Source organism: Mucilaginibacter sp. 320_HR, assembly GCF_059691875.1.
Genome location: NZ_JCAWAI010000003.1, coordinates 836,754 through 862,398, shown reverse-complemented (window position 1 = coordinate 862,398; position 25,645 = coordinate 836,754). Strand labels below are relative to the sequence as shown.

The 25,645-nt window shown below is 43.4% G+C and carries 20 protein-coding genes and 2 tRNA genes; 12 read left to right on the top strand and 10 right to left on the bottom strand.

Annotated elements, in window-relative coordinates; translation table 11 throughout:
• Positions 1-7: 7 nt before the first annotated feature.
• Positions 8-1,978, top strand: coding sequence for a retaining alpha-galactosidase (locus AC59GT_RS14460; protein WP_497238276.1), 1,971 nt, complete (start codon positions 8-10; stop codon positions 1,976-1,978).
• An 83-nt stretch (positions 1,979-2,061) separates the two neighbouring features.
• Here AC59GT_RS14460 and AC59GT_RS14455 read toward each other — a convergent pair whose 3' ends face one another.
• From AC59GT_RS14455 to dinB, 3 genes are all read right to left on the bottom strand, one after another.
• Positions 2,062-3,360, bottom strand: coding sequence for an ammonium transporter (locus AC59GT_RS14455; RefSeq protein ID WP_497238275.1), 1,299 nt, complete (start codon positions 3,358-3,360; stop codon positions 2,062-2,064).
• 118 nt (positions 3,361-3,478) lie between these two features.
• Positions 3,479-3,823, bottom strand: coding sequence for a hypothetical protein (locus tag AC59GT_RS14450; RefSeq protein WP_497238274.1), 345 nt, complete (start codon positions 3,821-3,823; stop codon positions 3,479-3,481).
• Between the two features lie 176 nt (positions 3,824-3,999).
• A complete protein-coding gene (gene dinB / locus AC59GT_RS14445) occupies positions 4,000-5,103 on the bottom strand; it encodes a DNA polymerase IV (protein WP_497238273.1) in 1,104 nt (367 codons plus the stop codon).
• A 67-nt stretch (positions 5,104-5,170) separates the two neighbouring features.
• Here dinB and AC59GT_RS14440 point away from each other — a divergent pair, with 67 nt between their 5' ends.
• From AC59GT_RS14440 to AC59GT_RS14425, 4 genes are all read left to right on the top strand, one after another.
• Positions 5,171-5,743 carry a thiamine pyrophosphokinase gene (locus AC59GT_RS14440; protein ID WP_497238272.1) on the top strand — a complete coding sequence of 191 codons (573 nt, stop codon included), beginning with the start codon at positions 5,171-5,173 and terminating at the stop codon, positions 5,741-5,743.
• Between the two features lie 130 nt (positions 5,744-5,873).
• Complete coding sequence (locus AC59GT_RS14435) at positions 5,874-6,962, top strand: DUF6515 family protein (RefSeq protein ID WP_497238271.1); 1,089 nt, start codon at positions 5,874-5,876, stop codon at positions 6,960-6,962.
• A gap of 140 nt (positions 6,963-7,102) precedes the next feature.
• Positions 7,103-7,447: a four-helix bundle copper-binding protein gene (locus tag AC59GT_RS14430; protein ID WP_497238270.1), complete on the top strand. Its 345-nt coding sequence runs from the start codon at positions 7,103-7,105 to the stop codon at positions 7,445-7,447.
• Between the two features lie 49 nt (positions 7,448-7,496).
• Positions 7,497-8,684 (top strand): class I SAM-dependent rRNA methyltransferase, encoded by a 1,188-nt coding sequence (locus AC59GT_RS14425; RefSeq protein ID WP_497238269.1) that lies wholly within the window; start codon positions 7,497-7,499, stop codon positions 8,682-8,684.
• A gap of 64 nt (positions 8,685-8,748) precedes the next feature.
• Here the strand turns inward: AC59GT_RS14425 and AC59GT_RS14420 are convergent, their stop codons facing one another.
• Positions 8,749-9,225 (bottom strand): Lrp/AsnC ligand binding domain-containing protein, encoded by a 477-nt coding sequence (locus AC59GT_RS14420; protein ID WP_067188338.1) that lies wholly within the window; start codon positions 9,223-9,225, stop codon positions 8,749-8,751.
• A gap of 151 nt (positions 9,226-9,376) precedes the next feature.
• Between AC59GT_RS14420 and AC59GT_RS14415 the strand changes: the two genes are divergently transcribed.
• Positions 9,377-9,488, top strand: a tRNA-Asp gene (locus AC59GT_RS14415).
• Positions 9,489-10,322: 834 nt separating this feature from the next.
• Here the strand turns inward: AC59GT_RS14415 and AC59GT_RS14410 are convergent.
• Positions 10,323-10,910, bottom strand: coding sequence for a porin family protein (locus tag AC59GT_RS14410; RefSeq protein WP_497238268.1), 588 nt, complete (start codon positions 10,908-10,910; stop codon positions 10,323-10,325).
• A 188-nt stretch (positions 10,911-11,098) separates the two neighbouring features.
• On the opposite strand from AC59GT_RS14410, the gene AC59GT_RS14405 reads away from it, so the two are divergent.
• From AC59GT_RS14405 to AC59GT_RS14390, 4 genes are all read left to right on the top strand, one after another.
• Positions 11,099-11,314, top strand: coding sequence for a hypothetical protein (locus AC59GT_RS14405; protein WP_117383044.1), 216 nt, complete (start codon positions 11,099-11,101; stop codon positions 11,312-11,314).
• A gap of 57 nt (positions 11,315-11,371) precedes the next feature.
• Complete coding sequence (locus AC59GT_RS14400; RefSeq protein ID WP_497238267.1) at positions 11,372-13,108, top strand: S41 family peptidase; 1,737 nt, start codon at positions 11,372-11,374, stop codon at positions 13,106-13,108.
• 177 nt (positions 13,109-13,285) lie between these two features.
• The gene (locus AC59GT_RS14395) at positions 13,286-13,828 is read left to right on the top strand and encodes a hypothetical protein (protein ID WP_497238266.1); all 543 of its coding nucleotides are present in this window, start codon (positions 13,286-13,288) and stop codon (positions 13,826-13,828) included.
• Between the two features lie 315 nt (positions 13,829-14,143).
• A complete protein-coding gene (locus AC59GT_RS14390) occupies positions 14,144-14,581 on the top strand; it encodes a hypothetical protein (protein ID WP_497238265.1) in 438 nt (145 codons plus the stop codon).
• Between the two features lie 52 nt (positions 14,582-14,633).
• On the opposite strand, the gene AC59GT_RS14385 is transcribed toward AC59GT_RS14390, so the two are convergent.
• From AC59GT_RS14385 to AC59GT_RS14375, 3 genes are read right to left on the bottom strand one after another with little or no spacing between them, the layout of a single operon-like run.
• The gene (locus AC59GT_RS14385) at positions 14,634-16,319 is read right to left on the bottom strand and encodes a sodium/sugar symporter (protein WP_497238264.1); all 1,686 of its coding nucleotides are present in this window, start codon (positions 16,317-16,319) and stop codon (positions 14,634-14,636) included.
• Between the two features lie 47 nt (positions 16,320-16,366).
• A complete protein-coding gene (xylA, locus tag AC59GT_RS14380) occupies positions 16,367-17,695 on the bottom strand; it encodes a xylose isomerase (protein ID WP_497238263.1) in 1,329 nt (442 codons plus the stop codon).
• Between the two features lie 22 nt (positions 17,696-17,717).
• Positions 17,718-19,217, bottom strand: a complete 1,500-nt coding sequence (locus tag AC59GT_RS14375) for a xylulokinase (RefSeq protein ID WP_497238262.1) — start codon at positions 19,215-19,217, stop codon at positions 17,718-17,720.
• Between the two features lie 173 nt (positions 19,218-19,390).
• Here AC59GT_RS14375 and AC59GT_RS14370 point away from each other — a divergent pair.
• Together AC59GT_RS14370 and AC59GT_RS14365 are read left to right on the top strand one after the other, a co-directional pair.
• Positions 19,391-19,464, top strand: a tRNA-Asp gene (locus tag AC59GT_RS14370).
• 244 nt (positions 19,465-19,708) lie between these two features.
• On the top strand, positions 19,709-20,947 hold the full coding sequence (locus AC59GT_RS14365) for a site-specific integrase (protein WP_497238261.1): 1,239 nt from the start codon (positions 19,709-19,711) through the stop codon (positions 20,945-20,947).
• A 151-nt stretch (positions 20,948-21,098) separates the two neighbouring features.
• Here the strand turns inward: AC59GT_RS14365 and AC59GT_RS14360 are convergent, their stop codons facing one another.
• Positions 21,099-24,731: an ABC transporter permease/M1 family aminopeptidase gene (locus tag AC59GT_RS14360; protein WP_497238260.1), complete on the bottom strand. Its 3,633-nt coding sequence runs from the start codon at positions 24,729-24,731 to the stop codon at positions 21,099-21,101.
• Positions 24,732-24,752: 21 nt separating this feature from the next.
• A complete protein-coding gene (locus AC59GT_RS14355) occupies positions 24,753-25,640 on the bottom strand; it encodes an ABC transporter ATP-binding protein (RefSeq protein WP_497238259.1) in 888 nt (295 codons plus the stop codon).
• Positions 25,641-25,645: the final 5 nt, after the last annotated feature.

Sequence of the window (25,645 nt, the reverse complement as noted above, 5' to 3'; positions counted from 1 at the left end):
TCCTGTCATGAAGATAAAATATTTGTTGCTTCTGGCCTTTTGGCCTATGGTCTCGTCTGCGCAATCGGTAAAAACCTATCACGTAAAATCGCCCGATGGTAAAATTGATGCCGGCATTAACATTGGCAGCAATATACAGTGGTCTGTAAAGTATAACCAAACAGATGTGATCACCCCATCAGCTATTGGGCTGGTACTTAGTAATGGTGCCGTACTGGGCAACAACCCGGTGGTTAAAAGCAATACTACAGTTAACAAAGATGAGTCGTTTAGTACTCCTATTTACAAACGGGCCCGTGTTCGCGATAACTATAACCAGCTTACCCTGAAGTTTAAAGGTGACTATGGTGTAATCTTCCGCGCGTATAACGATGGTGTTGCTTACCGCTTTGTTACTTCGATAAATAACGAGCTGACCATTAAAGACGAGGAAGCGAATTTCAATTTTGCTGACGATAATCAAGGCTTCTTTCCGCTTGTAAATGACTATCGTAACAAAGACAAGTTCAATACATCCTTTGAGGCGCATTACGACAACATCAAAGTATCGGCGATAAAAAAAGATGTGCCTGCGTTTTTACCTGTCGTGGTAAATGTTAGCGACCAAATTAAAGCCGCCGTAATGGAAGCAGATATTGAGGATTATCCCGGCATGTACCTCACCAACAATGGTACGGGTTTACATGGCGTATTTGCAGCCTACCCGGCAGAACAGGGCACCGGGGGTTATTCATCAATGAACTACGTGGTGAAACAAAGGGCTGATTACATTGCCAAAACAATGGGCACTCGCAGCTTTCCGTGGCGCGCCGTGGTTATCAGTACCGAAGATAAACAGCTAGCGGATAACGATATGACGCAAAAATTGGCGGCGCCATCAAGGATAAAGGATATCTCGTGGGTAAAACCTGGTAAAGTGGCCTGGGACTGGTGGAACGACTGGAACATTAGTCATGTTTCTTTTAAAGCCGGTATAAACGTACCAACCTACAAATACTATATAGATTTCGCCGCAGCAAATAAACTCGAGTACATTATTATAGACGAAGGCTGGTCCAGCGATACCGACCTGAACAAGATCTCTCCGGAGATTAATATTCCCGAAGTAGTAGCCTATGCTAAAGAAAAAAATGTAGGCGTTATCCTTTGGGCAAGCTGGTTTGCCACCATGCAGCAAACAGATGCAGTGTTCGATAAATACTCCAAAATGGGTGTTAAAGGCTTTAAGATAGATTTTATCGACCGGGATGACCAGTTTGCTGTAAGGTCGCTTTACGAAATAGCACAAAAAGCTGCGGACCACCACCTGTTGGTAGATTACCATGGCATGTACAAACCTTCAGGCATGCAGCGTACTTTTCCGCATATCCTGAACTTTGAGGGTGTAAAAGGCCTGGAGAACATGAAGTGGGGTGTAGACAACCAACCAGGTTACGATGTAAGTGCAGCATTCATCCGAATGCTGGCAGGGCCAATGGACTACACACCAGGCGGCATGCGCAACGCACCGAAAGGCGATTTCAGGCCGGTAAATAACAACCCCATGACGCAGGGTACCCGCACCCACCAACTGGCTATGTACCCAATATTTGAAGCACCCCTGCAAATGCTGGCAGATAACCCAACTATATACATGCGTGAGCAGGAGAGTACAGATTTCATTGCGTCTGTCCCGACTACATTTGATGAAACTGTAGCGCTGGATGGCAAAGTGGCTCAGTTTATCAGCCTTGCACGCCGCAAGGGCAACACGTGGTATGCAGGCGCCATGACCAATTGGGACGCACGTGAAATCACCATAGATCTTTCCTTTTTAGGTGAAGGAAGCTATAAAGCTGTAATTTTTGAAGATGGCATAAATGCCAACCACAATGCAACAGACTATGTGCGTAAAGAATTAACCGTTAGTGGCAAAGACAAACTTACCGTAAAGATGGCATCCGGCGGAGGCTGGGCTGCACGATTTGAAAAGCAGTAAAAAGCACGAGAATTATGTAAATAAACAAAAAGAGGGGATCGCAAATGCGATCCCCTCTTTTTGTTATGATATGTAGATTACTGCTACAACTCTTCATCGTGCTGGCTGATGTCCAAACCTGCAAGCTCTTCCTCTTTGCTAACACGAAGCGGACTGATCAGGTCGGTAACTTTCAATAGTATGAATGAACCAACAAATGCGAACACCGATACGGCTACTAATGCGATAAGGTGTTTTACAAACAATGCGCTATCGCCGTAGAACAAACCATCGGCACCTGCACTGTTCACGCTTTTAGTAGCAAATACACCGGTCAATATCATACCTACCATACCTCCTACACCGTGGCATGGGAATACGTCAAGCGTATCGTCGATATTAGTTTTTGAGCGCCACATAACCATTAGGTTACTTACTACCGCTGCAACTATACCAATTATTAGTGAGCTGGATACGGTGATAAAGCCCGCAGCCGGAGTTACAGCAACCAGGCCCACTACAGCGCCTATACAGGCACCCAAAGCTGACGGTTTTTTACCACGCAGCATATCAAAGAATATCCATGACATAGCAGCTGCAGCAGAAGCTGTAGTTGTAGTTGCTAATGCAGTAGCAGCAAGCTCGCCGGACGTTAACGCAGAACCCGCGTTAAAACCGAACCAACCGAACCAAAGTAAACCTGTACCCAGTATTACGTAGCTAATACGTGCAGGGGTATGTGCTTCCTCAACCTCATTACGTTTTTTAAGATAAATAGCCGAAGCCAAAGCCGCCCAGCCTGCAGACATGTGTACAACGGTACCACCTGCAAAATCCAGAACGCCCATCTTAAAGAAATAACCTTGTGGATGCCATGTTGCGTGGGCAAGCGGAATATAGATGATTACGATAAAGAGTGTGATGAATATTAAATAGGAATTGAAACGGATACGTTCGGCAAAGGCACCGGTAATAAGCGCCGGTGTAATAACCGCGAACTTTAACTGGAACATAGCAAATAATATAACTGGAATAGTGCCCCAGGCAGTGCCAATGGTATTCTGCATCATGAAGAATGATTTAGGATTACCAATAAAACCTAAACCGCCAACATCCTCGCCGAAGGCCATACTAAATCCAAATACTACCCAAATGATAGTGATAAGGCCCATACAAACAAAGCTTTGAAGCATTGTAGAAATAACGTTCTTTTTGCGAACCATACCGCCATAGAAGAAAGCCAGGCCGGGTGTCATTAATAATACAAGGGCTGTAGAAATTAGCAACCAGGCAATGTCCGCCGCGTTGAATTCAGCTGGTTTAGCCGCCGCCACGTTGCCCGGGTACATTAGCGCCAGGATAACAACAATGACAAGAATGCCAAAAGGTACAATTTTTTTCATGTGTTTAGTGATAAGAAATTGATAAATAGTTAGTTAATAGGGTTGTTTACTATGTTAGGTGGTGGGTAGCCTTTTCAAAACGCAAGTAGTATGAGTTATAAGGCCGATGTATAGCTTATTACAAAAAAGAATGGAACGGGAATAATATCAATTGGATATTACTGCAAGGTCTCACTGTAGCTTGTAAATAATCTGTAAGCTTTAAAACAGGGAAGTAAATACCAGATGCTAAAATCCTATTAGGGTAATTTAAAATCCCTTTAAACGGTTTTTCTTGATCTTTTTTAATGCTAAATGGGTGATTTAAATCCGAAAAAGCCGGACTTAAGCTATTAAAAGCATTAAACGTGGTTCTGCTTGTAACAAAATAAGCATTGTTTCTAAAAAAAGTGTTAGCAAACAACAATAATGCCTCTATTGGTAAGAGAAAAGTTAATATATGTCTATATTTTCTTATCGGCATACCCTAAAAGTAGCATATTAAAATCAATATTTCAAAAACAACATCATATTTTTATAATTTTTTCACAATAATACACCTAATTTGAACTTAGTAGTAAAATAACTATCAAAACAGTATACCTTTTTATTAAAATAATATCGGCGGACCTACAAAAAGATATTAAATGCCACTATGGATTATTTAAATAAGGAAAGTTGCCCGAAATTGCTCTTGGGTTTTGCTTCTGGGTCAATAAAGTTTGATACTGTAATTCCTAGCAATCTTATTCGGCTATTTTCCGTGTCTGTAGTTAGGAGCAGTTCCCGGGCAGTCTGTAGTATAATTTCCAGGTCGCTTACGCATTGAGGCAGCGAAATACTTCGGGTAATTTGCTTAAAGTCGCTGTATTTTATTTTTAATGTAACCGTGCGGCCCCTTAATTGGTATTTCATCAAGCGCTGATGTACAACGAGGGCAATCTTAGCCAGTTCTGCATTCATCTCCTCCACAGTGGTGAGATCATAAGCAAAGGTATCTTCTGCACCCATCGATTTGGTCTCGCGGTGTGGCTGTACTGCCCGGTCATCTATTCCTCTTACAATTTTATAGTAAAAGGAACCAGCTTTGCCAAAATGCCTTACAATCTCTTCTTCGGTAAGTTGCTTAAGGTCAGCGCCGGTAAAAATACCCATCTTAGTCATCCGGTCGGCAGTGACTTTGCCGATACCGTGAAACTTCTCGACGGGCAGCTTTTCCATAAAGGCCTCTATAGAAGATGGGCCTATAAACGTGAGTCCATCGGGCTTTTGCATGTCCGACGCTATCTTTGCTACAAATTTACTAATCGAAACGCCCGCTGATGCCGTAAGGTGTAACTCGTCTTTAATTGCCTGCTTTATCTGTCTGGCGATATCAATAGCCGAGCCGATGTTCTGCTTATCCGCTGTAACATCAAGGTACGCCTCATCAAGCGAAAGTGGTTCAATCAGATCGGTGTAGCGGCTAAAAATCTCCCGTATTTTTTCAGACACTTCTTTATACACCGCAAACCGTGGCCTCACGAATACGGCGTGCGGGCAAAGCTTCAATGCTTGTTTACTGGGCATGGCAGACCGTACACCAAACTTGCGGGCTTCATAACTCGCAGTAGCAACAACACCCCCGCGGCCTTCAGGCAAACCGCCTACAACAAGCGGCTTACCGCGATACTCCGGGTAATCGCGCTGCTCTACCGACGCATAAAATGCATCCATATCAATATGAATGATCTTTCTGCGTGTTGTTGTTCCGGCCTCTTCCACAAATAGATTATTGTTGTTGCGTATTCGTTTATCTTTACAAAAGTAAACGCACAGACCGAAAAATTGTATGTCATCCCACCACATTGTACGCGAGAAACAAGAGCCGGCGCTGCTGCTGTTAAGCTTGGATAATTTTGACGACGAATTGTTGGGTCAGCTACTGGAGTGGAGCCCTACTGTAATTGCCACCTCAAAAACAGCGGAACAGGTTTACGCTTTCGGTATTAAAATAGATGTGATTGCTGATGATCACAGCCCGGCAGACAACCAATCAAATATCAAACAAATCCGTCTGAACGGACAAAGTACCACCAATGCTGTACTCCACCACCTGGTAGAGGCCGGGTACCCGGCAGTGAATATAATTGCTGATGAGTTAGACATTGCCGCTACAGAGCAATATAGCAATAGCATAAATATTGTTTGGTTTTGCCGAAATGAGAAGGTTTTTCCAATCCGCAGCGGCTTTAAAAAATGGAAGCCAAAAGGAGAGCAGATCCGGGTATTATCCGACACATCAACACTGGAGTTTGATGGCCTTGAGTGTGTTACACCCAACATTTACACTACTACTAAAGATGGCTATTACAGCTTTACTTTCCATGAGCCGTTATTGTTTATAGCAGAGCAGATTATTTAAATTAATTCACTCCAAAATACACGGCGATTTACAGCAAAAATAATTTAAGCTTTGTTAAACCGTTAGTGTAGTTCTTAGTCTATACATCATCAGCGTAGAAAACTGAGGCAATCCTAATTTCAAAATGAAAATGTCATATAAAAAATTATTATCAATCGCCTTTACTGGCCTGTTTGGCTTGTTCCTGGCGTTGCCCGCAGTTGCCCAGCACAGAGGTGGCGGAGGCGGCGGTGGTCGTTCTTCAGGCGGTGGTGGCTTTAGTCGTGGTGGAGGCGGTTTCGGCGGAGGCAGCTTTAGCCGTGGTGGCGGTAGCTTCGGCGGTGGCAGCAGACCTTCCGGCGGCAGCTTTTCAAGGCCTCAAGGCACATTCAGCCGCCCGGGTGGTGGCAGCTTCTCACGCCCTAACGTAGGCGTTTCGCCGCAGCGCGGTTATTCACAAGGCGGTTTTTCCCGCAGCCCAAGAACTAACGGCTACTATGGTGGCGGCTTCAACAGGGGCTCTATAGGTACCCGTGGTAGTTTTGGCCGTGGTGCTTACGCTTACCGTGGCGGTAACTATGGCCGCGGTACTTATCGTGGCGGCTTCTATGGTGGCTACCGTGGCGGATATCGCCCGTACTATTATGGCCCGCGCTATTTCAACCGTGGTTTTTATAACTACCGTGGTTACTACAACAGCTATTATCTGCCACGTATTGGTTTTAGCATAGGCGTACTGCCTTACGGTTATTACCCGTTCTATTGGGGCGATTACCAATACTACTACAGCGATGGCTTATACTATCGCCAGAACAACAACCAGTATACTGTGGTTGAACCGCCGGTTGGCGCACAAGTGAATTCTTTGCCATCAAACGCAGAGTCTATCACTATCAATGGCGAGCAGTACTTCGAATCGAACGGTGTTTACTATCGTGCAGTTACCAAAGATGATGGCAGTGTAGTGTACGAAGTTGCAGGTAAAGACGGTGAACTAAATACCGGCACTGACGGCGACGACGGCTCTTACTCATCGGCTGACGATGCTCCGCTACAGGTAGGCGATATTGTTGATCAATTGCCTCCGGATAGCCGCAAGATAAAAGTGAATGGCGAAAAGCTATTCGTTGCTCCTGACGGAACTTATTTCCAGGAAGCGCGTGACGAAGACAATAAAAAAGTTTACAAGGTGGTAGGTTTGCCAGGCGATGAACAGCCTGCAGACAACGATCAAAAATAAATTTCTGAGCTAATGTTTTAGTAAAGGCGTGATGGAGGTATCCATCACGCCTTTCTTATTTTAATTGGCTGCCTTTTTAAATTAATGAAAACTATTTAAAACCAGCATAGTAGTACTTATAACATTTTAAATGTACTACTATGGAAAATCATGATCACACTTACCTTATACAAAAGCTGCTAGCTTGTGTAGCAGCATGCGAAAATTGCGCAACTGCCTGCCTTAACGAGGACGATGTTAAACCTATGGTGCGCTGCATAAGCCTGGATCGCGACTGTGCCGATTTGTGTTCTCAAGCCGTGCGACTGCTTGAGCGCAAATCAGAAATAGCGCATCAATACCTGCTGCTTTGCGAAGAGATTTGCCGCATGTGTGCCGAAGAATGTGGTATGCACGGGCATGACCATTGCCAGATTTGTGCCGATGCATGCCGCCAATGTGCCGAAGCTTGCCATGTGCACCACGAGAGGATAAACCAGGACTAAGCGCCAGGCTCATAGCTCAAGGGTGGCATATTGTTGCTACCTTTGCGCTATGATTGACGTTTTGCTTAAAAAAGGAAAAGAAAAAGCGGTGCTGCAAAGGCATCCGTGGGTATTTTCCGGTGCGATAGAAAAGGTAAAAGGCAACCCTGCCAATGGCGAAATTGTACGGCTGGTAAACGCCCAGGGAGTTTTTATGGCTTATGGCTTTTACAACAATCAGTCGCGGGTTGCGGTGCGCTTATTAGAGTGGGACGAGAGCGTTGCTGTAAACGATGACTGGTTTCGCAATAAAGTTAGGATAGCTATTGCAGGCCGCGCGCATATCCTTACAAGCGGCGAAACAGATACCTGTCGGCTGATTTTTAGCGAGGCCGACTATCTTCCCGGCCTCATTGCTGATAAATACGCAGATCACCTCGCTTTACAGGTGCTCACCTCGGGGATACAGAATGCTCTTCCTGTTATTATCGACGAGCTTCAGCAACTACTGTCACCATTAAGTATTTACGATAAAAGCGATGCCACATCGCGTGCGCACGAAGGTTTGGAAACCACCAACACCCTGCTGGCCGGCACACCTCCACCCGAGCTGGTTATGGTTAAGGAAAATGGAATTACTTACGGTATTAACATTGCCGAAGGACAAAAGTCAGGCTTTTACTGCGACCAGCGGGATAACCGACGCTTACTGGCGTCGTATTCGAAAGGTAAAAAAGTGCTGGACTGCTTTAGTTATACAGGCGGATTTACACTTAATAGCCTGCGCGAAGGTGCTGCTTCCATTACCAGTGTGGACAGTTCGGCACTTGCAATAGAGACCCTGAACGAGAATATCAATCTCAACAACTTTAACGATACAGAGCACATCGCCATCAAATCGGATGTTAACAGCCAACTGCGCAAGTTTAGGGAAGAAGGTGAGAAGTTTGACGTAATTGTGCTAGACCCACCCAAGTACGCGCCATCCCGGTCGGCTTTGGACAGGGCTTCACGCGCTTATAAAGATCTTAACCGTATTGGCATGCAGCTGCTAAACAGCGGTGGCTTGCTGGCCACATTTTCATGCTCGGGCGCTATGGATATGGAAACATTTAAGCAAGTGCTTGCCTGGGCAGCGCTGGATGCAGGTAAGCAGGTACAATTCATTCACCAGTTCCATCAGCCGGAAGATCACCCGGTACGTTCATCTTTCCCGGAGGGTGAGTATCTCAAGGGGCTGCTTTGCCGGGTCTGGTAAAAACAATGCCGGATAACCACCTCAGTTATCCGGCATAATACTATTACAATAGCCCGTAAAGAATTTACTCCAGGGTTATCTGCCTTTTAATACTTTCTTCTAAAGAAATAAAGGTCTCGGTACGTTGTATACCCTTTACACTTTGTATTTGCTCATTTAATACCTCACGCAGATGGTTGGTATCATGGCAAACTATCTTGGCAAATATGCTCCAGCTGCCTGTAGTATAATGTAGTTCCACAATTTCGGGAACCATTTTCAACTGTTTTACTGCTTCATTGTACTGCGAACCTTTCTCCAAAAATATGCCCAGGAATGCCGTAACGTCATAACCGAGCTTTTGAGGGTTAACTTCCAGGCTGGCACCTTTTATCACACCCAACTCCTCCAGCTTCTTCATCCGCACGTGTATTGTTCCGCCTGAAACGATCAATTCCTTCGCAATCTCCGTGTAAGGAGTAGTTGCATTTTTCATCAAAATTGACAAAATCTGGATATCAAGATTGTCAATTTCTAAATTTTGGGGTTTCCTGTGAGGCATATTTTTTAATATCTATATTCAAATACAAGTTTAATTAAAAGAAAGCTAAAAATAAAAATATTTTATTGAAATATTTGCAAGGAATATCAAACTCCTTTAAATTTGTATAAAGCAAATGAGAATTGCTTGCTGTTCTTTTAAGAAAAAACATTGTTGGGTGGTGAAATTTTTGGCAGACACACCTCCTTGTCCCGGTGGCGGAGATCATGGAAAACCCGAAGCGGGCTAACCACTCTGTGAAGGTTCGAACCCTTCCCCAACAGCACGCTAAACGCAAGGTTTAGTTTTTATCCTGTAGGATGGTGAAATTTTTGGCAGACACACCTCCTTGTCGCGGTGGCGGAGATCCTGGGAAACTTCTAGCAATAGGAATAACCACTCTGTGAAGGTTCGACCCCTTCTCCTACAGCTCTTCTCATAATTTAGGTTTATAATTGGTTAGTAAAGGCCCCTGCCCATCAGGGGCTTTGCTGTTTTATAAGGTTTTTACTCCACCTCCCTAACCCCCTGAAGGGGAATACTAATATTTAGGATTGAATATTCATTACATATAAAAAGGATTATTCCTCATGAGTAGTAACGCTTAACGACTCACCCCGGCATCGCTATTGCTCGTCGACCCTCTCTCCGCTGCACTGAAACAGGGTAATACAACAAATCGTCATTGCGAGCGATAGCGTGGCAATCTCCCGACATGCTTGCAAAGACCTTATTACTGTGGAGATTGCTTCATTCCTCGCAATGACGTGGTAGTTAGATTTCGTAATAAAATCCTAGATATTCTCGCAGGATACCCATTTTCTATCATCAACAACACCAATGCCAGCCTCTTCTCTCATAACTTACCCACCCCGACATCGCTATCGCTTGTCGACCCTCTCTCCGCTTTGCGCAAAGAAGGTTGAGATGCGGAATTAAACAAATATATATGACAGAACCCCCTCTCTCCACTACGCTCAAAGATGGTTAAGACGGAAATAGTATATACCCGCGACAGCACCCCCTCTTTCCGCAACGCGGAGAGAGGGGGCAGGGGGGTGAGTAAATAAAAAGGCCCCGGAAAACACCGGAGCCTTCAACACATATTAACTTATCTATTAGAACAATTTAAAACCAATGCTTAATGCCCATAGGTTTTGGCGCTGGCCGTAGTTCTGGTTGATTTTGGTAAGCCCACCTTCATAACGTAGATCGGCAGTAATATGGCCTATATCTACACCGGCACCCGCCTGGAAACCTAGCGTGCTTTTGCGGTAATCTCCAAAATCTTGATATGCGCCATTCACGTTGTCGGCAAAGTTTTGGTTCTTATCCAGTACGTAGCTATAAAGAGGGCCGGCCATTATCCTGAAGTTGAGGTTATCGCCGCCAAAGCCTTTACCTACTAATAAAGGTACATTTATAGTGGTAAAAGAAACCTTGCCGTTGGTAGTAACCGTATTGTTGTTGTTCTGAAAATCGAACTTACCACCACTACTGCCCAGGTACAGCTCGGGCTGCAGGTATAGCTTACTGCCAAACCTAGCGAAAACACCTGCCTGGTAACCCGTTTTTGTAGACTCGTCAAATTGATCGGTGTTGATTTTGGAGAAATTTACCCCACCTTTAATACCCAATGAGAACTGGGCCTTTGCCGTTATTGCTGCCGATATGAGGATAGCAATACTTAAGAATAACTTTTTCATAATTGTAAATGAGTTTTAGTAATTACCCGTAATTATACCATCATAGTTGCCTTTGTTTAAAACCACAGGTAATTAGCATGGTTAATAATTTGGTTTGATGTGGCTGGCGTGTAAAAGTTTAACCGCAAGCCGGGTATTTAACGCAACCGCCATGGTATTTTTTATATTTTTGCTCAAATAATTTATTTATGGCAGAAATTACTATCAGCGATAAAGACTGGCAAAGGGTTAAAATTAAGGTTCAGCGCAAGTATAACCACCTTACTGATGAGCAGCTGCAATATACTCCCGGCGACGAAGAAGGCCTGATAAACCGCCTGATGGCGTTAATAAACCGCGACCGCAAATATGTGGTGTTCACCCTTAAGAAGGCCCTGGTGAATATTGACAATAACCGCCTGTAAATTGAGTTTATTACTTAAAGCTCAGCGCTTTTTGTAATTTTATAGTTTAGGGAAAAGATGATAACAGAGAAAAGGAAGAAGAATTACAAGCGGCCGGCCATTATTGCAGGCGTACTTGCGTTTGCCATAGCCGGTTTTGGTTTTAGCGATGACCTTTTCCAGATCACCAAGAACCTAGATGTTTTTGCCTCGGTTTACAAGGAGGTGAACATTAACTACGTTGACGATATAAACTCGGCCAAACTTATAAAGACCGGGGTTGATGCTATGCTGGACGGACTGGATCCGTATACCGAATTTGTGCCCGAATCTGAAATAGAGGATTACAAGCTTCATTATGTAAGTACTCAATACGGTGGTATAGGAGCAAGCATATTCGTGCGTGAAGGCAAAATATTTATAGCAGATATATTTGCCGGCTATCCAGCTCAAAAAGCAGATGTACGCCAGGGCGACCAGTTGCTGAAGATAAACGACATTGAAGTTACCGGCAAAACTAACGACCAGGTAAGCCAGCTGTTAAAAGGCAGCAAAGGAGCTGCAATAAAGCTTTTAATTAAGCGCGGTACCGAACCGGCCGTTGAAAAGAACCTGCTACGTGATGAGATTAAGCAGCCAAACGTAGTGTACTACGGAATGGTTGACGGTAACATGGGCTATATAAAGCTTAACAAATTCCTGGAGAATTCTGCCGAGGAAGTAACTACTGCACTTGCCACACTCAAAAAGAACAACCCGAACGGGATTATACTGGATCTCCGCTCCAATGGCGGCGGCATACTACAGGAGGCTGTTAAAATAGTGAACCTGTTTGTTGCTAAAGACATAACTGTGGTATCACAAAAGGGCAAGATAAAAGAAAAGAACTTTACTTATAATACGGTGTCTGCACCGATGGAGCCAAACCTGCCGCTGGTAGTGCTGGTAAACAGTCGTTCGGCATCAGCATCAGAGATTGTAGCGGGTGCTCTGCAGGACCTGGACCGCGCTATTGTGATAGGACAGCGCAGCTATGGAAAAGGCCTGGTGCAGCAAACCTTTAACCTGCCGTACAACAGCCTGGTTAAAATAACCATTGCCAAGTACTTCGTGCCCTCCGGCCGTTGCGTGCAGGAACTTGATTATGCACACCGGAAAGACGACGGCAGCGTTATAAAGGTTGCCGATTCGCTTATACATGAATTTAAAACCAAAAATGGCCGCTCCGTTTATGATGGCAGCGGCGTTTACCCTGATATTTTGGTAAAGCAGGAACGCTTCGCCAATATTACCCAAACGCTGGTAAGCAAGCTGCTGATATTTGACTACGCTACACAATACCGCAATACACACCCTGAAATAGGCGATCCACGGGCATTTGCATTGAGCGAAGCCGGCTATGCTGATTTTGTAAAATACTTAGGCACTAAAAATTACACGTACAGCACCGTATCAGAAAAGTTGCTCACTCAGCTTAAAACAGAAGCAACCAAGGAGAAACAATTTCCGGAGATACAGGCCGAATACGATGTGCTGAAAGCCAAAATGGCTGCAAGCAAAAAGAATGACCTGCAGCTGCATAAAGAAGAAATTAAGCAAATACTGGAAAACGAGATAGCCTCCCGCTATTACTATGAAAAAGGCCGCTACGAGACCAACTTTAAGTATGATAAAGAACTGGCACAAGCGGTAAAGACCATGCAGGATAAAAATCAGGTAGCCTCTATATTAAAAGGGGAAGGCGTTTTTAAAACCATAGGTAAACCTATGCTGGCTATGGCAAACCCTAAAGCAGATAGAGACACAACCCAATAGACCATTGTGAACAAAATTGATAAAGGCGGGGCATAGATGTTTCGCCTTTTTTATTGGTGCTGGAACAGCGCACGTGATACTTACAGCTTGTAACTTCCTTGTTATACACCCGGCTAAGGGTGGCGATCCGTTAAACTATCGTGATGTGGTACCGTCATACTACCAAACATTACGATAATGAAAAAGATAATTTTAACAACCGCAATATTCTTAAGCGCCCTGAGTTTTCAGGCCGCTAAAGCCCAGGTAAGTTTTAGTATAAATATTGGCAGCCAGCCAGAATGGGGACCAGTAGGATACGATCATGTAGACTACTATTACATGCCCGACATTGATGCATATTACGATGTACCGGCACACCAGTACGTTTACCTTGAAAATAACAACTGGGTACACCGCTCTAATCTGCCATCGCGCTACAGCAACTACAACGTTTATAACGGCTACAAAGTAGTGGTTAACGAACGTAACCCATGGGTGCGCAATAATGTATACCGTGCCAAATATGCCAACTACCGCGGCAGAGGTAACCAGCCAATCATTCGTGATAGCCGTGATGCCAGGTACGCTAATCACTGGGCAGCCGATCGTAGGGACGACCGAAGAGATATCCGCAACGATCGCCGGGAAATCCGCGATGATCGCAAAGATTTTCGCCAGGACCGTAAGGAACTAAAGCATGATCGTAAAGATGCAAGGCATGATCGCGGTCGTCATTAATCTCATAAACAAGAACAAGAAAAAGGCAGCCCGAAAACGGGCTGCCTTTTTTTGTACATCAAGAAATCAATTTACACCTGTAATTTGTTGTATTACCTGCAAATATATTTTCATTTTGCCTGTAAAAAAGGTGTGGTTTTTGAAGATTACAGCTAGGATTTTATATCAAAAACAGCTTATTTGATGCTAATAGCGCGGTTTTTTCTAAGTATTTGTCCGGGCGTTCAAACTGGTGTTCAATTGTGTGTTGTCAAAAACACGTGAACACTTTTCATAAATCTAAAACAATCTGTCGTTCAGCAGGCTTTTAAAATCATGAAAGCATCGCAAAACATTTTGGGTGGTATTGCGGGTTCAATAGCCCTCAACCTGGTACATGAAACAGTAAAGCGGTACAGCAGGTCTGCCCCTCGAGTAGACCTTGTTGGCGAGGAAGCTATAAAAAAATGGCTGCCTAAAATAGGGCTTACGCCACCATCAGGCACTAACCTTTACCTGGCAACCCTGGCCGGAGATGTTATCAGCAATGCCATATACTATAGCATTGCCGGAGTAGGCAAAAAGAAGAATGTTTTGCTAAATGGCTCCATATTAGGCCTGGCTGCGGGAGTTGGCGCATTGGTGCTTACAAAACCCCTGGGCTTAAGTGATGCTCCGGTAACTCGTACAAACACGACAAAAGCGTTAACAGTAGCATGGTACCTTTTGGGTGGCGTGGTAGCTGCCGGTATTATAAAGAGGATGAGGAAGTAAATAAAAAGCAGAGGAAAAACTGCCCCTCCTTTTCTTATTGTTTTTCTTTAATCTACCAGAAGAACGAATACAGTGCCACAATTATTCCGCCAACAATTAAGGCACCGGCTGTAAATGCCCTTGAGGTCTTAAACATAGATGAATCTATCTCAAGCCCGTTAGGAACTACACCTTTAGCGTTATCTATTTTGGAGATAATGTACATGCCTATAACACATAGCAGGAACACAAATCCCATACGGTCAATAAAAGGGATTTCGTAGATGCCTTTGTCGTTCAGCTTAGAAAACCCCATTGGCGATAGGAACTGCAGATTCGCAAAATCTGGAAGAAACTTAAAAAATACCGAAAATATGAATCCGCCAATCGTTGCAAATAATGCTGCATTGGAGGTGGCTTTTTTCCAGAAGAAACCCAGTATGAACATGGCAAAAATACCCGGTGATACAAACCCGGTGTATTCCTGTATGTACTGGAATCCTTGTTTACCCTCACCCATCAAAGATTCGCCTATTGCAAGTGACATGATTACACCTATTGCCATGGCCACAACCACCGACCACTTGCCTAAGGATACTAACTTGTTGTCCGGAGCTTCCGGGTTTATAGCCTTCTTGTAAATATCCAGCGTGAATATGGTAGCAATACTATTGGCCTTACCTGCGAGAGATGCTACAATAGCGGCTGTTAATGCAGCAAACGACAGTCCTTTTAAACCTGAAGGCAGCAAAGAAAGCAAAGTAGGATAGGCTTTATTATAATCGATAACGCCCTTTGAGCTTAGCATTTCCTGGTGGAACATTCCACGCTCGTGTAATACATAAGCTGCAATACCAGGTAATACCACAATTATCGGCATTAATAATTTTAAGAATGCAGCAAAGAGAATACCACCCCTGGCCGTCTTAAGGTTTGCGCCTAAAGCACGTTGAGTGATATACTGGTTACATCCCCAATAATTTAGATTTACGATCCACATACCGCCTATCAGGACTGAAAGGCCCGGCAGGTCCATATAGTTAGGATTATCTTTTTTAAATATCATATGGAAGTGATCGCTCGCCTCGGCATGCAACGTTTTTAGACCTGCAATTAACGATTGATCTGGCGCGTTTTTAGTCAACTCACCCAAGCCGTAGTAAGTAGCGGCCAACCCGCCCAGAATTAGTACAAATACCTGGATAACGTCGGTATACCCAATAACCTTCATACCGCCTAAAGTAATTACCACGGCAAATACAGCAAGGCCTAGTATACATATATAAATGTTTATGCCGGATATACCACTAATGGCCAGTGCACCAAGGTACAGGATAGACATTAAATTCACCACGATGTACAACAGCAACCAAAATATTGCCATTACCATAGCTACTGTGCCATTATACCGCTGATGCAAGAACTGCGGCATAGTGAATATTTTGTTACGGAGGTAAATCGGGATAAAGAATACAGCCACAATGATCAGCGTGGCTGCGGCCATCCACTCGTAAGTTGAAATAGCCAGGCCCATTTTGAATGCGGAGCCGCTGGTTCCTATAAACTGCTCTGCAGAAATATTAGAAGCAATTAACGAGGCGCCAATAGCCCACCAGGTAAGTGATCCTTCTGCAAGGAAATAGTCCTTTGAGGTCGCATCAGCATTGCGCTTGCGACGGTATATCCAATAGCCATAGAAAGAAACTATCAGAAAATAGATAACAAAAACGATCTTGTCGCTATTGGATAATGCATTCATTTACTCCGCCGGTTTAATTTGGCCAATGCTAACGTAGTGGCTAATGTTTAGATATAACGATTAATTAAATTTTCAAGGTATTCTTGCTTCCCGCTGATAGTGGCTGGTTCACCATTGTCCATCGCGTACTGACGAAGGTCTTCTAATGTGAGCTTCCCCGCTTCAAAATCTTTACCTGCACCGCTATCGTAAGACGCGTAACGTTCCTCACGGATCTTGTTGTAATCTGATTTCTCAAGAATGTTATCTGCAGTAATCAGCGCACGTGCAAACATATCCATGCCACCAATATGTGCGTAAAACAGATCAGCAGGATCGGTAGAGTTACGACGAATCTTAGCATCAAAGTTGATACCGCCACCTGCAAAGCCACCTGCTTTAAGAATAATCAGCATGTATTCGGTTACTTCATTAATGTCATTCGGGAACTGATCAGTATCCCAGCCGTTTTGAGTATCGCCCCTGTTGGCATCTATCGAGCCAAGCAGACCAGCATCTGCAGCTACCTGCAGGTCATGCTGGAAGGTATGACCGGCCAGGGTTGCATGGTTAACCTCAAGGTTCAGTTTAAAGTCGTTCAGCAGATCATATTTCTGCAGGAAGCCGAATACTGTTGCTGCATCATAATCATACTGATGCTTAGTTGGCTCGCATGGTTTTGGCTCAATAAAGAAAGTGCCCTTGAAACCTTGTTTGCGGGCGTAATCTTTAGCAGTGTGCAAAAATTTGGCTAAATGTTCCTGCTCTCGCTTCATATCGGTATTTAAAAGGCTCATGTAACCTTCCCGGCCCCCCCAAAATACATAGTTCTCGCCACCTAACGCAATAGTTGCATCCAGCGCAGCTTTCACCTGAGCGGCACCATGCGCAAGCACGTGAAAATCAGGATTAGTTGCAGCACCATTCATGTATCTGCGGTGACTGAACAAATTGGCGGTAGCCCAAAGTAGTTTTACGCCGCTGGCGGCTTGCTTTTGCTTAGCATATTCAACAAGAGCTTGTAAGCGGCGGTCATTCTCATTTATGTCATTGGTATAGTCTACTACGTCCACGTCATGAAAGCAGTAGTAAGGCAAATTCATTTTAGTAATGAACTCAAACGCTGCGTCCATTTTGTCTTTAGCGCGTTCTACCGCATCAGATTTTTCATCCCAAGGGAAGTTATGGGTTGGGCCACCAAAAGGATCGGCACCGTTGCCGCAGAACGAGTGCCAGTAAGCACAGGCAAAGCGCAAGTGATCTTTCATCGACTTTCCAGCAACAATCTTGTCCGCATCGTACCAGCGGAAAGCCATAGGATTGTCTGATGCTGCTCCTTCGTATTTAACTTGTCCGATGTTTTTAAAAAACTCTTTATCGCCGGTTACTATAGCCATTGTTGTTGAATTAAATTAAAGATTATGTATTATTTGATGGTTGTAAACTGTTTATCTGCTTCTGCAAAAGGCCTTTCCAATCCTGGTAAACTTCTTCAAAGCTATCGCTCTTTGGCTCAATGCGGTCTATAGGACCCGTATTACTAAATGCATCTGCAGCAGACGAAAATATTTCTGCACCAATTCCCGCACCTATTGCGGCACCCGCACTGCCGTCATTATTGTAAAGTTCGACAGGCACCCCCGTAGCGCTTACAAATGTTCTGGTGAAGATTTCGCTTAAAAACATGTTGTTTTTCCCTGCTTTAATAAGAGTAGGGTTCATGCCGTTCTCACGCATAATATCAAGCCCATACCTGAAAGCACAGGCTATACCTTCTTGCGCAGCACGGAAGATGTGGGCAGGCGAATGTAAATTAAGATCGATATTCAATAAATGAGCACCTACTAACTTGTTGTTCAGCATGCGTTCTGCGCCATTACCAAACGGAAGTACACGCAAGCCGTCTGCCCCAATCGGTGCTTTTTCTGCTTCTGCATTCATCTGCTGATAAGTTAAGTTGCTGCCAAAACTATTCTTTATCCATCGATATAAGCTCCCCGTACCGTTGATACAAAGTAAAACGCCCAAGCGCTTGCGCTCGTTAGTGTAATTTACATGGGCAAAAGTGTTCACGCGCGATTGCGGATCATATGTTAGCTCATCACTAACACCATAGATAACGCCGGATGTTCCTGCAGTAGCTGCTACCTCTCCTGGTTTTAATACGTTTAATGAGAGTGCATTATTAGGCTGATCGCCCGCTTTATAGGTAACCGGAATGCCTGTATTTAGGCGTAATGCCGCTGCTACATCAGCCGTTAAGCGGCCGTGAGATGAGAATACAGGCTTGACCACCGGGAATAATTCGTTGTCAAATCCAAAATAATCTACAACATCTTTGGACAATCCATTAAATTGAAAATCAAAGAATATCCCTTCAGACAAAGCAGATGCAGAAGTTGTTATCTCACCGGTAAGCTTCATGGCTATGTAATCGCCTGGAAGCATTATCTTGTCAATCTTATCGTATAATTCAGGTTCATTAGCTTTAACCCAAGCAAGCTTTGAGGCTGTAAAGTTACCTGGTGAATTAAGCATGTGTGATAAACAAGCCTCCTGGCCTATGTCTTCAAAGGCTTTATCACCAATTTCAACAGCGCGGCTATCGCACCAAATAATGCTGTTGCGCAACACTTTCTGGTTCTTATCTACCAGCACAAGGCCGTGCATTTGATAAGCTATACCAATGGCCGATATGTCCTCCGGATTATAGCCCCCCTTTTTGTGGCAGAGCGCTATTGCCTGGCCGGTTTGCTGCCACCACATGTCGGGAGATTGCTCGGCCCAACCAGTTTGCAAAGAAATTATAGGCGATTCAGTTTCCGGGTAACTCGCAAAAGCAACAACGCGTTGTGCAGCAGCATCCACCACGCTTACCTTCACCGAAGAGGTGCCTATATCGATGCCTAATAGCAACATGTTCAGTAGAAAATTTAGTAAAGGTTAATACTTGGAGAACCAGCAACGAAATTAAATTAATTTTTGAAATTGTGGCATTTTGCTGCAAATAAAGCTGGAAAAGGCATTTTTTTTAATTTTTTAAAAAAGCGCTTGCGTAATAAAAAACGAAGCGTATATTTGCAGTCCCAAACGGAGTGGTAGTTCAGCTGGTTAGAATACATGCCTGTCACGCATGGGGTCGCGGGTTCGAGTCCCGTCCATTCCGCAAAAAGGGTAACAAAACCCATCGAAAGCGCTTAAATCAATGATTTAGGCGCTTTTTTTATGCCATAAATACCCGTTTCATACCAAGAAAAATGGATCATTCGGTTACCTATTCGGTTACCTATTGAGATTCACTAAATTTGAGGTAACCGAATAGCTAATAATTGATTGATTTTGAATGAATTGCAAAGCAAATCATAGTAGTTCAAAACGTATTAATTCGGTAACTAAAAATTCATGGTATTATGAAGAATTCGACAAGTTTTTCGGTCCTTTTCTGGACTAACAAAGCAAAAGCAGACAATAATAGCCTCGTACCTCTCTATGCAAGGGTTACGATAGGTGGTAAAAGAGCGGAGATATCCCTTAAAAAGAAACTGAATCTCAAAAAGTGGGACGTGCGAACAGGTTTTATGAAAGGCAGCGGAGAAGATGTGCGCATAACTAACAAATATATCAATGAAGTTCGTAACGAGCTATTCGAGATCTACATGGAAATTAATGGAAGTGAGAAAAAGATTAGCGCGGACGACATCAAAATTAAGTTTACAGGCCAAATGAATGTTGATGTCCCAGGCAGAAGTTTATTGGAGGTCTTTGAAGAACACAACCGGGAAATTGAAAGCCTTGTAGGTAAAGACTATGTTAAAGCCACCGTAACTAAATATAGAACAATAAGGGGGAAGGTGAGCGACTTTATCATAAAGAAGTATAAAAAGCAAGATCTATTTCTTGACAGCCTTGATTTCACTTTTATAAGCAACTTTGAAAAACATCTTAAAATTCAAGAAGGTATTGAGCATAATACTGCGATGAGTTACATTAAAAGGTTAAAACGAATTTTGACTATTGCCGTTAATAATAGATGGGTCGCACATAATCCCTTCTTAGCATTTAAATGCACAAGCCGTAAGGTTTCCCGGACACATTTAACGGAGCATGAGCTATTCGTTCTTTCCTCGAAAGAGTTTAAAATTAAGCGACTGGAAGAGGTCAGGGATTGTTTTCTTTTTAGCTGTTATACCGGTTATGCTTTTGTGGATGCGCAAAAATTAACATCGGCCCATATCCATAGAAGAAACAATGGTGAATTTTGGACTGAGACAAGCAGAACTAAAACGGAGATAGTCGCAAACGTACCATTGCTCCCCCAGGCAATAGCAATTATTAAAAAATACAAAGACAATGATGTATGTACAGCATCCAACAGGCTGCTTCCAATTAAAAGCAATCAAAAAATGAATGCCTACTTGAAAGAAATAGCCGATTTATGTGAGATCGAAAAAAATCTCACAACACATATTGCAAGACATACTTTTGCAACGACAGTAACCTTAGGCAATGATGTACCTATTGAAACAGTTAGCAAGATGTTGGGGCATACTAAAATAACCACAATTCAAATTTATGCCCGTGTTCAAGAAAATAAAATAAGCCGCGATATGGCAGCACTGAACCGGAAATTAACGTATACAGAAATTTAAAAAACCGCTTTTTAACGAAAAAGGAATGTTACCTGGTTTGGGTCTTAATGGGGCTACCTACCACTGTAGGCCCAAGAAGTCAAACATTTTGATATGTAAACATTTGCATCACGTTTACTTTCAATTGTTTGGCATAGCCGAGAATTTAATTTTAAAATTTTTTTATATTATCATCAGGCATTTGGTCTATTAATTTTCCATAAGGATCAATTCCCACGGAGACCGGTTTCCCTTTTACAACAAGGACAATCGAATGCGTTCCGCTCTTTAATTTCTGTTTTTTTACATATAACGGATTCAATTGCATCCGTCCGGTTTTATCCTCGGATGGTGCTGCAAATACCGCTAGGTCTACGTAATCGTCCATGGGAGTAGAGACGTAGTTGCCTTTTCCAAGCAAATAAGACTTTTCTGCCTTATGAATGATGGTGACTTTGTAATTATTTTTATCTAGCGGGGACGCCGTGACGCTAAGAATCTTATTGTTATAAAATGTTATTTTCTCCCACGTGTCTTTTAGATAGTATTGCAGCGAATCCGGTGTATGCATTTTTAGGTAACGATAAAGGTCTCTACTCCCTGCGTAAGGAGGATCTTTTTTAAAAGCATATTCATTTTTAAATCCTCTGAGCGCTGCGTTCATGTTTTCATCACCGATAAGATCCCGTAAGCCGTATAACACCTGAGCGGCTTTCGTTTCCCACTCATACCATCGGTTTGCATTGATCAGTGGACGTTCAGGTTCCTGTCCGCGACTATGCCAAAAAAGGTAATTCCAGATCTCCTCCTGCAGTATTTCACCCATATTCTCTTTACCATATTTACGTTCTATCATCACATAAGCATCGTACTTCGGCAGGCCGACAGAAATAACCTGTGAACCAACCGTATTATTTGGAGGTGTTTGAAAGATCCACCATTGTCTTGCAATGAGCTTTGACGCATCATAGTAACAATAGTCAAGCAAACCCTGGTGACTAAAATCAGCACTCCAGCCGGTATTTTCATTGTAGGTATTTAAGGTTGGATAGGAAGATGAGCCGCCGCTATAAATACTCGTTTCAACAAGCCGCAGGTCTTTATAAGGATAAGTGCCGTAAACCTTAGAGTAATACTTCAATCCATCCTCCATCGCATTCATAAACCGCCAGGTATTGATCGACTGGGCAGGGTTATAGTAAATACTTGTTTTTACGTTATGCAAGCTGTCAATTTTTACATTACCTGAAGATACTGAATATCTTGCTGACAAGATTTTAAACGACGGGTAAAGGCCGGGGCTTTGCTGCACGTAATGGTAATAATTACGGCCATTTTGTTTCCATGTCTTTTGCAACTCTCCCGGTGCGATGGCGGTTTGGTCGCCCGCGGTGCTGACAGTAATGTCGAGGCTGTATAAATCTGCCGCTGAACCCATGATTAAAGTGCTCTTTCCGACGGGATCATTTTGGGATACCTCTTTATCCGTTTTTGGACTGAGGCCGAAACGTTTCCGCTCATAGTTACTACCCAGTTCCTCGCCTTCATCATATCCTAACCCGGGTATTCCTCCGCTGAAGTATGTGCCATTATGGAGAATGTCACCGCTATAAGAATCATTCTGAAATCCTTTATGTTTGACAACAGAGTTCATTTCAACCACAACAGAATCATGCGGTGCAAGCGCCCTGGCAAAGCTATAGATACGGAAATCAGCGGTATCTCTTTCCGGCCTAAACCAGTTAAACTTGCCGCGGGCATAGGTTAGCGGAACGGTGTAATCCATATCTTTTCCTTCAATTTTGAGGTCATATGTGATGCCTTCACCATCAAGCAGCATTTTTGAAATAGGTTTATCCGTTTTATTGACTAAGGTGAAATAGGCATGTGTTTTAGCCTCCAGCTTATTAGGAAAAAGGTCGACTACCAATTTTATACTGGTTAATTTTGGCAGCGGTAGGTTTTCATACCGCTTTAATGTTCTTTCGTAATCCACCGCACGCTTGTCGGATTCGGCACCTGTCAGGTAGCTATTTAAATAGCTTACATTATAATAGATGTATGACCCTGCGGCGAGAAAACATACCGTTACGGCGAAGGCCATCCATTTCGTTTTGCGGTCAAAGCGTTCCCTGGCCAGTTGCCATCTCTCTTTAAAGGACGATGAAATGCCACGATAATAAAACAATGCTGACATAATAATGAGTAATCCACCGGCCAGTAGCCAGTAAATGTTAAACCATAATACCGGGGTCAGCATATGGCCGATGCCATCCATATCGGATATTGAATAATTCGGAGGATAAGAGTATAAAAACAAATTGTAATTAAACACGCCAGTTATGTGCGCGAAGAACAGGACGATCCAGATGGCGATGCCAACGCCATGTGCGGCAAACTTATTATTGATCACCACGTGTATCACATAAGCAAACACCACCATTTCCAGGAAACGCGGTAGCATGAGCACAAATACGTCCAGCAAATAAACTAATAGGTTAAACTGGTAATATCCTTTTATAACCTGGATGAAAATTCCAAGGAACATGGGTATAGTGGACAGGAAAGTCCCCAAGACAAGAAGGCTTAACAATCTGGAACCATTCAACACCCAGTTTGGGGCCGGGAGTGAATCGTTAATGTAAGCATATCGTGTTGTCCTGTCACGGTGAACGGTATCGCCTGTATAAAAGATGATGATGAAAAATATGAAGAACAGGAAATTATCATAAAAGATCACCAGCAAGGAAACGGTACGCGGCAGGTTGGGCACACGATAAAAACTATCCCCCAGGTAAAATATGAAGCCAAGAAAGGTAAGCCCGCAGCCGATAATGATCCAAAAATAGTTGTCCCGGATGATATTTGACAATTCGGTTTTGGTTAGCGTAAGTAAGGTCCTGATATTATATTTGCCGGCAAAGCTGGTTGAGACTTTTGGCCGCTGCGCACTTCGGTTAACGATTTCATCTTTGATGATCTTCTTATCCCTTTTACCGCTAAAAAAATCTGCAAAATTAAACCGGAGATAACTGAATAACAAAAGTGCGAAACCTATACCCGGCCACAGCAGGCGATTGATTAAAAGCACCCCTTCAAAACTTACCGTAGAAATGTTTTTAAGATAGTCATCAGCCTGATTGACCTGCATGCGTACTCCGTTAAAGGCAAATGGGTCGGCCAGTTTTATTACCATCTCGTTACTGGAATGAGCAAGAAAAAAGGTGGCTATTAAATAACCCAAAAACAGAATAGTGCCACCGCTGTAAATCACTTTAATATTACGGGTAAGCGCGACCAAGCCATAAAATAAGGACGAGGTAAATACAAGATTAGGTACACCGATCAGCAGAAAGGGCTGTAAATAGTATATTAATTTATTGGGACCGTAACGACCGGCGTCGTTAAGACCGAGTAGGGGCCCCAGGAATGTGCCGATGTATGCGCCAAACATCACTGCGCTGCCAATAATTAGAACAAACAATAATGAACTGCAGTATCTCCCCCAAAAATACCCTGCCTTTGTGATCGGGTAAGTGAGATAATAATCTTTCGTATTATACTCGATATCTTTATACAATGGCATGCCCATTATTGCCGACGTCACGAGCATCATAATGATGCTTAACCACGCATACGTCCGGGCGATCATCATCGGGCTGTTAAAATGTTCTTTTTCGCCGGCCGGAAGTGCACCTGCTGAAAATGAGAAGATTACGAAAAGTAATACAGCTAAAAAATAAACATAAACCGCCGGTCTCCTGAGGCGGTTCTGCGCCTCAAAAACAAATATTTTCCAAAACATAATCTATTTTTTAGTGGTGGTTTAAATAGTATTTACATCAACACGGGTCGCAATATTGCTAAAGTATACGTCTTCCAAATTAGGCGTTGCAGGTAAAAAACCCTTCCCTGGATCGCTTTCATGTAATACGCGGATATGCAATTTCCCTGTTTTTAGCTGAGTGGATATGACGGTAAAATCATCCTGGTAAAAGCTCAGCTCTTGTTTGGAGATCGCTTTGGTGAAGATCTTTCCTTCCATTTCTTTCACGGCGTTATCAGGCTGGCCGGCATAAAGCACTTTGCCCTGGCAGATGATCGCGAAGTTGGAGCAAAGCGTGCTGACATCTTCCACAATATGGGTGGAAAGAATAACGATCGTATTTTCGCCCAGCTGACTTAAAAGATTATAAAAGCGGTTTCGTTCTGCAGGGTCTAGGCCGGCGGTCGGTTCATCAACAATAATAAGTTTTGGGTTCCCTATCAGTGCCTGGGCGATACCAAATCGCTGCTTCATCCCTCCTGAGTAAGTGCCAAGGCTTTTCTTTTTATCTTTTGATAGGTTTACATTATCCAGTAATGCAGCAACAAGTTCTTTTCTTTCACTTTTATTGCCTACCCCCTTCAATTGCGCGATATGGTCCAGCATCCTTTCGGCTGATATCTTCGGGTATACCCCAAATTCCTGCGGCAGGTAACCCAGTAGTTGCCTAACTTTCGTTTTATCCTGCAGAACGTTCAGATCATCCAAAAAAATGCTTCCGCTGTCTGCTTCCTGTAGCGTGGCGATCGTTCGCATTAAGGATGATTTGCCCGCACCGTTCGGCCCAAGTAAACCGAACATACCGTTACTTAAATTAAGTGAAACACCTTTCAATGCCTTTACCCCGTTGGAGTAAGTTTTTGAAAGGGAATTGATGGTTAATTGCATTCGAC